The sequence below is a fragment of the Nonomuraea glycinis genome (assembly GCF_014646515.1).
GTDB lineage: Bacteria > Actinomycetota > Actinomycetes > Streptosporangiales > Streptosporangiaceae > Nonomuraea > Nonomuraea glycinis.
This window is the reverse complement of record NZ_BMNK01000020.1, coordinates 182,983-190,295: the sequence shown is the minus strand read 5'-3', so window position 1 is coordinate 190,295 and position 7,313 is coordinate 182,983. Positions and strand designations below refer to the sequence as shown.

Genomic DNA, 7,313 nt, shown 5'->3' with positions numbered 1-7,313 from the left:
CCCGAAACCAGCTTCACCGGTACAACTCAGCCGCCGGATGGGCGGTCACAGGACGTGGAGACTTCGGGATACCGGGGCCTGTGAAGCGTCAAGCATCCTGTCCCACAGTCTCGCCCGCACCCGCGCCGCGAGCTGCTGCCTAAGCAGCACAGGAATCCTCCACATTCATGTAGAGGAGCACGTCAAATCCAGCAGGACGAGTTCCGCCGGGTCTTCGCCGGTGACGTCGCGCCGGAGGTGGCCGAGCTGATGGCGGCCACGCAGCGGCCCATCACGGCATCCGCGCTGGAGGACAAGGCCACCAAGGCGGCCTGGAAGACCATCCCGTCGTGGACCATGATCACCCTTCAGGACCTCAACATCCCCGCCGAAGCCATGCGCTACATGGCCAAGAGGGCAGGGTCCACGACCGTCGAGATCGACGCCTCCCACGCCGTCACCGTCTCCCACCCGGACACCGTCGCCGACCTCATCGACACCGCCGCCCGCGCCACCACCAGCTGACGCCATAGGCTTGGATGTCGTGAGCGAAACGTTTTCCGTGCCCTTGACCGTCCGCGGCTACGAGACCGACATGCTGGGCCACCTCAACCAGGCCGTCTACCTGAGCTACGCCGAGCATGCCCGCTGGTCCATGCTTCAGGCTGCGGGCGTCGGGCTGGACGAGCTCATCCGCCGGGACGTCGGCCCCGTCGTCCTGGAGACCACGATCCGCTACCGGCGAGAGCTGCGCGCCGGCGACGAGGTCGAGGTGACATGCGGCTTCGCCTGGGGTGAGGGCAAGGTCTTCCGGCTCCACCAGACGATCCGCAAGGCCGATGGCACGGTCGCGGCCGAGATCGATGTGGTCGCGGGCCTGATGGACCTGAACGCGCGGAAACTGCTCGCCGATCCGCGGCGGCAGCTCAAGGAGCTCGCGGCGGACCCGAGCCTGCTCGGCCTCTGAGGCACGGACCCGCGCGCCACCTCCTGCGGTGGGTAAGGTCTGCCCTACTCAGCCGGGTACCGCTGTCCGGCTGGTGGCGGGTGCTCCGGCCGCCGATGCTTGAGCGTCATGACGAGACGTACGAGGCGGCGACGGGCCGTCATGGCGGTCTTATTGGGCGCTCTCACGGCGGTGGGCACCGGCGTGCCGATGGCGAACGCCGATGCCGGTGACGACAGGTTCCACCGGCAGAAGGTGTCCTGGAGCTCCTGCGACGACCGGGACCTGCCTCTGGACTGCACGAAGGTCACCGTCCCGGTCGACTGGGCACGCCCGACCGGCAGGACGATCGCGCTCAAGGTACGCCGGCACAGAGCGACCGGCACCCGTCAGGGATCGCTGCTGACGAACCCGGGCGGGCCCGGAGCGTCCGGGGTCAGGTACCTCCCCGAAGCGGCCCGGTCGTGGCGGGGCGCGGTGACCGCCGGCTTCGACCTGGTCAGCTGGGACCCGCGCGGCGTCGGCGAGTCGGCACCGCTGACCTGCCCGGACGGAGCGGACGAGGCGCTGCGGGCGGTGGACTCCTCGCCGGACACACTCGCCGAACGGCTGACGCAGGAGGCCGCGGTCAGGACCTGGGCGCGGCGGTGCCGGGCCGCGTCGGGGCCGATCTTCGACCACGTCGACACCCTGAGCAACGTCCGGGACCTGGACGTGCTCCGGGCCGTTCTCGGCGAGGCGAAACTGTCGTTCCTCGGCACCTCCTACGGCACCCGGATCGGGATCTGGTACGCCGACAGGTTCCCCACCCGGGTCGGGCGGATGGTGCTGGACTCGGCGGTCGATCCCGCGAGCGACAACAGGGCGTTCCTGAACGGCCAGGCCATGAGCGTGGAACGAGCGCTCGACGACTACCTGGCCGGTTGCGCCGACCGGGCCGGCTGCCCGTTCAGCGACCTCGGCCAGGCGCGGGGGCGGGCCGAACTGGCGAAAGGCCAGGCGCAGGGCCGGGCCGAGCTGGCGAAGCTGCTCCAGGCGGCCGACTCGCGACCGGCGGAACAGGGTGAGCTGGTGAGCATGACGGCCGCGCTGCTCCGCACACCCGGCTACTGGCCCGGTCTGGACGGCCAGCTCGCCCGCGTGCTGGCCGGCGACCACAGCGCGATCCAGCCCACCGGTGCCGTGGACGTCGCCAACGTGGCGATCAACTGCCAGGACCTGCCGGACCACCGCACCGCGCGACAGGTCCTCGCCGACGCCAAGGGGACGGGCCGCAGCAGGCCCGTGTTCGGGTACGAGTTCACCTCCGGCACGATGTGTCCCCAGTGGCCGAACGGCGGGGTCGTCAAGCCCCGTCCGGTGACCGCCCGGGGCTCCGCGCCGATCCTCGTGGTCGGGACCACCCGCGACGCCGCGACGCCGTACGAATGGGCCCGGTCAACGGCCCGGCACCTCGCCAACGGCCGGCTGCTGACCCGTGCCGGCAGCGGGCACGCCGCCTACGGCGACAACGCCTGCGTCACCGAGGCGGTGGACCGCTACCTGCTCGACGCCGTCCTACCGGCGACCGGCACTGTCTGCGCCGGGTAGCCGCGCCAGGCCCTCCTCCATCGTGGCGATCACGATGCCGAGACTGCAGTTCGTCGATGGAGGGGGCCTGCACGGTGTCTCCGCCACGTGCCGGCCCTCCCTACGGAAACAGTGCATGTCATCAGGAATTACCCCATAGTTGCCCCGCACCTTGATTTCGGTCCGTACCATAATCTCCTGCGGTGATCACCGGTGAGAGTCTCCGGTGCGGATGCCGCAGGGAGTTCCACGTGCGAAAGATCGCAGTCACCACCCTCGCCGTCCTCGTTCCCCTCGCGGGAGCGGGAGCGGCGCCGGCCGCGGCCCAACCCAGACCCGACCGCTCCGAGGTCGTCGTCATCGGCCACCGCGGCTCCGCGGGCCACCGACCCGAGCACACCCAGGGCGGCTACGAGCTGGCCGTGGCCATGGGCGCCGACTGGATCGAGCCCGACCTGGTGCCGACCAAGGACCACGTGCTGGTCGTACGGCACGAGAACGAGATCTCCGGCACCACCGACGTGTCGCTGCGCCCCGAGTTCGCGGCGCGCAAGACCACCAAGGTCATCGACGGGCGCAACGTGACCGGGTGGTTCACCGAGGACTTCACGCTGGCCGAGCTGAAGACGCTGCGGGCGGTCGAGCGGCTGCCCGCGATCCGCCAGCGCAACACCGTCTACAACGGCTACTACCAGGTGCTCACCTTCCAGGAGGTGCTCGACCTGGCCAAGAAGCTCCGCCACCGGTACGGCAGAGAGGTCGGCGTCTTTCCCGAGACCAAGCACCCCACCTACTTCAGGTCGATCGGGCTGCCCCTGGAGGAGCCGCTGATCGAGACCATCAAGCGCAACGGGCTCAACCGGCCCAACAGCCCGGTGGTGGTCCAGTCGTTCGAGCCGTCCAGCCTCAAGCGCGTGGCCAAGGACCTGCGCGTGCCCCTGTGGCAGGCGCTGGGCACCAGCGGCCGGCCGTACGACCTGACGGCCGCCGGAGACCCGACGACCTACGCGGACATGATGAAGCCCGAAGGGCTCGCGAAGATCGCGGAGTACGCGAAGTGGATCGGGCCGGACAAGTCATCGGCGATCCCGCTGCAGCCGGACGGAAGCTGGGGTACCCCGACGACGCTGGTGTCCGACGCGCACAAGGCGGGGCTGAAGATCGGCTTGTACACCTTCCGCAGCGAGAACCAGTACCTGCCCGCGCAACTGCGCCGCGGCCAGATCGCGACCGACCACGGTGACGCGCTGGCGGAGTACCGGGCGCACCTGGACCTGGGCGCGGACGCCTTCGTCACCGACTACCCCGACACCGCCGCCCTGGCGAGGAGTGAGCGGGGCAAGCCGCACGAGCACGTACAGCCGCAGCAGTTCGACAACGGCCTGCCCGAAGAGGGCCGGGAGTAAGCGACAGGGCCGCCTCCCCAGGGAGGCGGCCCTGGCCTCCTCCGCAGCCGCAACCTACGGCGTTCCGCGGACCTTCGGTGACGCGGAACGCTGTAGGTTGCGGCGACAGGAACCATCTTGTACGGTGACACGGTCTTATTGCCGTCACCTGAGGTGATCAGTTGAAGATCTGAGGCCGAGACGCCGCGCCCACTTCTGATGTGCGCATGCCCGACCTCAGTTGATCGTTCCTCCTTTCTCGACGTGCGATCTCTCTTCTCCGCGGCCTGCGCGCGCGCCGTCTCCACGTGTCCCGAAATTTCCTGACACGGTGATGGAGCCGCCTGAATGTCTTATTCCATTGTCTGCGATGCCCTCTCCTTCGAGTGGACCGACGGGACGCCCGTCCTGACCGACCTCGACGTCGCCTTCGGCCCCGGCCGCACCGGCCTCATGGGGGTCAACGGCTCGGGCAAGTCCACCCTGCTCCGGCTCATCGCCGGCGACCTTCGCCCCGCCTCCGGCTCGATCAGCGTGGCCGGCGAGATCGGCCACCTCCCCCAGAACCTGCCGCTGGCCACCGGCCGCACCGTCGCCGACCTGCTCGGCATCGCCGAACGGCGGGCCGCGCTGCACGCGATCGAGAGCGGCGACGTCGCGGAGGAGCACTTCACCGTGCTCGGCGACGACTGGGACATCGAGGAGCGCTCCCGCGCCGAACTGGACCGGCTCGGCCTCGACCACGTCGGCCTGGACCGGACCGCCGGCACGCTGTCCGGCGGCGAGATCGTCATGGTCGGCCTGGCGGCCCTGCTCGTCCGCCGCCCCGACGTGCTGCTGCTCGACGAGCCCACGAACAACCTGGACCTGGAGGCCAGACGACGGCTGTACGCGGCCGTACGCTCCTGGACCGGGGTGCTCGTGGTGGTCAGCCACGACCGCGCCCTGCTCGACCTGGTGGACCAGATCGCCGACCTGCGCGAGGGCGGCGTCCGGACGTTCGGCGGCAACCTGTCGGCGTACGAGGAGATGCTCGCGGCCGAACAGGAGGCCGCGGAACGGACCGTCCGTACCGCCGAGAGCGACCTCAAGCGACAGAAACGCGAGCTGGAGGAGGCCCGGATCAAGCTGGACCGCCGGGTCCGCTACGGCAACAAGATGTACGCGACCAAGCGCGAGCCGAAGATCATCATGCAGGAGCGGAAGCGGCAGGCGCAGGTGTCGGCGGGCAAGCACCGCACCATGCACGCCGACCGGCTCGAACAGGCCCAGGAGCGGCTCACCGAGGCCGAACTGGCCGTCCGCGACGACGCCGAGATCCGGGTGACGCTCCCGGAGACCGAGGTCCCCGCCGGGCGCACCGTGCTCACGCTGTCGGGGGTCCGGGACCTGTACGAGCTGCGCGGCGGCCCGGACTCCGCCGCCGAGGACGGCGAGCCGGTCGAGGAGCTGACGCTACGCGGCCCCGAGCGGGTGGCGCTGATCGGCCCGAACGGCTCGGGCAAGACGACCCTGCTGAAGGCGATCGTCGAGTCTGCGACCAGCAACCCCGTCACCGGCCTCACCGATGAAGTGCGCCTTTCCAGCGGCCTGTTGGCCGGCGGAGAAAAGATCGCCGTCGGTGGCCCGCTGGCCGGCGCGGAGCAGATCGCCGTCGGCGTCCCGATGCGCTACCTCCCGCAGCGCCTCGACCTGCTGGACGACTCACTGAGCGTGCTGGACAACGTGCGGCGATTCGCCCCTTCCACCCCCATCAACGAGGTACGAGCACGGCTGGCCCGCTTCCTGTTCCGGGGAGCGAAGGTTGACCAGGCGGCGGCCACACTCTCCGGCGGGGAACGCTTCCGCGCGGTGCTGGCGGCCCTGCTGTCAGCCGAGCCGCCGCCGCAGTTGCTCCTGCTGGACGAGCCCACCAACAACCTCGACATGGCGAGCGTCCGCCAACTGTCCCAGGCCCTGTCCGCTTACCAGGGCGCCCTCCTGCTGGTCAGCCACGACCTCCCCTTCCTGGAAACCCTCGGCATCACCCGCTGGCTGACCAAGACACGCTGAGCCTCGGGTGGTGCATTGCGTTCAACCTGATCAGGCTCGGCAGTCGGCGGTAACATCATGAGAGGAGGAACACATGGTTTACCGTCCGATGACACTGGTGGACCTCGCCGCACGCCTGGCGGCGAACGGCGATGACCGGATTCGCTGGAAGCTGGTGTGGGAGTTCCTGGAGGAGTACCGCTGGGAGCCACCTGGCGACCAGCCGTCGCTGCTCCAGACTGAGCCCGCACCCGTGGGTGACGAGCGATGGGACGCCTTGCTGGCCGCGATCGCCGAGCATCTCGCGGCCCAGCACGACCTTGCTCCACCCGCTTGGACAGGGTCACGAGTACTTCGGTCCCCTTGGTTCCCAGCAGAACTGGCCAGCCAGCGCACCGACGCGCTGGTATGGGCGCCCGCCGCCTTCCGCAAGCACGGCGTGTACCTTTCCCAAAAAGATCTTGAGGCGGCGTGAGCGAGACAGATGATGGCCTCCTCGGCCGTGCCGAACTCGAGAGAGCATTCACAGCGCTAGGAGACCGACTCAAACGTCGGGGGATCGTCGCGGACCTCTTCGTCGTGGGCGGTGCCGCTATGGCTCTTGCCTATGACGCTGTTCGCGTCACTCGGGACGTCGACGCTCTCTTCGTGCCGCATGGAGTAGTTCTGGAGGAGGCTCGCCGAGTCGCCGAGGATCTCGGCCTACCGCCCTGGTGGCTGAACGAACAGGCCAGCGTCTACATCTCCGGGGAGGCAGATCCGGGGAAGCGGAGGGTCTTCGACCATCCAGGGCTGCGGGTCATGGCAGCCTCACCAGAGCACATCTTCGCGATGAAGGCCGTGGCAGCACGGACTCGCGACGTGGATGATTTGCGACATCTCGCGGACCTAGCCAACGTCACCTCAGCAGACGACGCGATCCGTCTGTGCGAACAGTTCTTTCCCGGCGAAGAACTGTCTTCGCGCGCACGAGCGGCGCTTGTCGACCTTTTCGACTAATTCTGGGCGCTACCCGGACGCTCAGCTGGCTCCGCCTGGGTCAGGCCGAGTTCTTCACGGCGCAGGCGTACGGCTTCGCCCAGCTCGAAGCGGATACGAGCCGCCTCGTAGGCAACCCCGGCTCCGGGCCGACTCATGATTTCGGCACGCTTGTCGGACCACGCCTTACGCTCACCCATGTCGCTCACTCTCATCCGCGGAATGAGAGTCATTCCCGAAGATCTACTTTATCTCCATGTTAAGAAGCAGAGGGTGGGCCTCGCGACCACGCCCTCGGGGTCTGCCGATCAAGGTTGCCCGGTGCCTGGGCGGGGCGAAGCTTTCGATAGAGACGGTCTGAGCGAAGCGAAGACCATGCCCTTCAAGGGGCTGCCCGCTCCTGTGGGGTTGGGAGTTCGGGGGCA

Annotated in this window: 8 protein-coding genes; 7 read left to right on the top strand and 1 reads right to left on the bottom strand. The window is 68.9% G+C overall.

Annotation, left to right across the window (positions count from 1 at the left end; translation table 11 throughout):
- The first annotated feature begins 132 nt into the window (after positions 1-132).
- The 7 genes from IEY87_RS39385 (at position 133) to IEY87_RS39355 (ending at position 6,909) form a co-directional block, all read left to right on the top strand.
- A complete protein-coding gene (locus IEY87_RS39385; RefSeq protein WP_372462291.1) occupies positions 133-504 on the top strand; it encodes an alpha/beta fold hydrolase in 372 nt (123 codons plus the stop codon).
- A gap of 19 nt (positions 505-523) precedes the next feature.
- On the top strand, positions 524-946 hold the full coding sequence (locus IEY87_RS39380) for an acyl-CoA thioesterase (RefSeq protein WP_189143946.1): 423 nt from the start codon (positions 524-526) through the stop codon (positions 944-946).
- A 108-nt stretch (positions 947-1,054) separates the two neighbouring features.
- Positions 1,055-2,515, top strand: coding sequence for an alpha/beta hydrolase (locus tag IEY87_RS39375; RefSeq protein ID WP_189143945.1), 1,461 nt, complete (start codon positions 1,055-1,057; stop codon positions 2,513-2,515).
- 230 nt (positions 2,516-2,745) lie between these two features.
- A complete protein-coding gene (locus IEY87_RS39370) occupies positions 2,746-3,900 on the top strand; it encodes a glycerophosphodiester phosphodiesterase (RefSeq protein WP_189143944.1) in 1,155 nt (384 codons plus the stop codon).
- Between the two features lie 327 nt (positions 3,901-4,227).
- The gene (locus IEY87_RS39365) at positions 4,228-5,931 is read left to right on the top strand and encodes an ABC-F family ATP-binding cassette domain-containing protein (RefSeq protein ID WP_189143943.1); all 1,704 of its coding nucleotides are present in this window, start codon (positions 4,228-4,230) and stop codon (positions 5,929-5,931) included.
- 73 nt (positions 5,932-6,004) lie between these two features.
- Positions 6,005-6,385 (top strand): hypothetical protein, encoded by a 381-nt coding sequence (locus IEY87_RS39360; protein ID WP_189143942.1) that lies wholly within the window; start codon positions 6,005-6,007, stop codon positions 6,383-6,385.
- Complete coding sequence (locus IEY87_RS39355; protein WP_189143941.1) at positions 6,382-6,909, top strand: DUF6036 family nucleotidyltransferase; 528 nt, start codon at positions 6,382-6,384, stop codon at positions 6,907-6,909. Before IEY87_RS39360 ends, IEY87_RS39355 begins: the two co-directional genes overlap by 4 nt.
- On the opposite strand, the gene IEY87_RS39350 is transcribed toward IEY87_RS39355, so the two are convergent.
- A complete protein-coding gene (locus IEY87_RS39350; RefSeq protein WP_225278118.1) occupies positions 6,906-7,088 on the bottom strand; it encodes a helix-turn-helix domain-containing protein in 183 nt (60 codons plus the stop codon). The two genes, IEY87_RS39355 and IEY87_RS39350, sit on opposite strands and share 4 nt — an antisense overlap.
- Positions 7,089-7,313 lie beyond the last annotated feature (225 nt).

What these genes read in the sequence shown, in the direction of transcription:
- IEY87_RS39375 (WP_189143945.1), top strand. Translation starts at nt 1,055, where the DNA reads ATGACGAGACGTACGAGGCGGCGACGGGCCGTCATGGCGGTCTTATTG.
- IEY87_RS39365 (WP_189143943.1), top strand. Translation starts at nt 4,228, where the DNA reads ATGTCTTATTCCATTGTCTGCGATGCCCTCTCCTTCGAGTGGACCGAC.
- IEY87_RS39360 (WP_189143942.1), top strand. Translation starts at nt 6,005, where the DNA reads ATGGTTTACCGTCCGATGACACTGGTGGACCTCGCCGCACGCCTGGCG.
- IEY87_RS39350 (WP_225278118.1), bottom strand. Translation starts at nt 7,088, where the DNA reads ATGGGTGAGCGTAAGGCGTGGTCCGACAAGCGTGCCGAAATCATGAGT.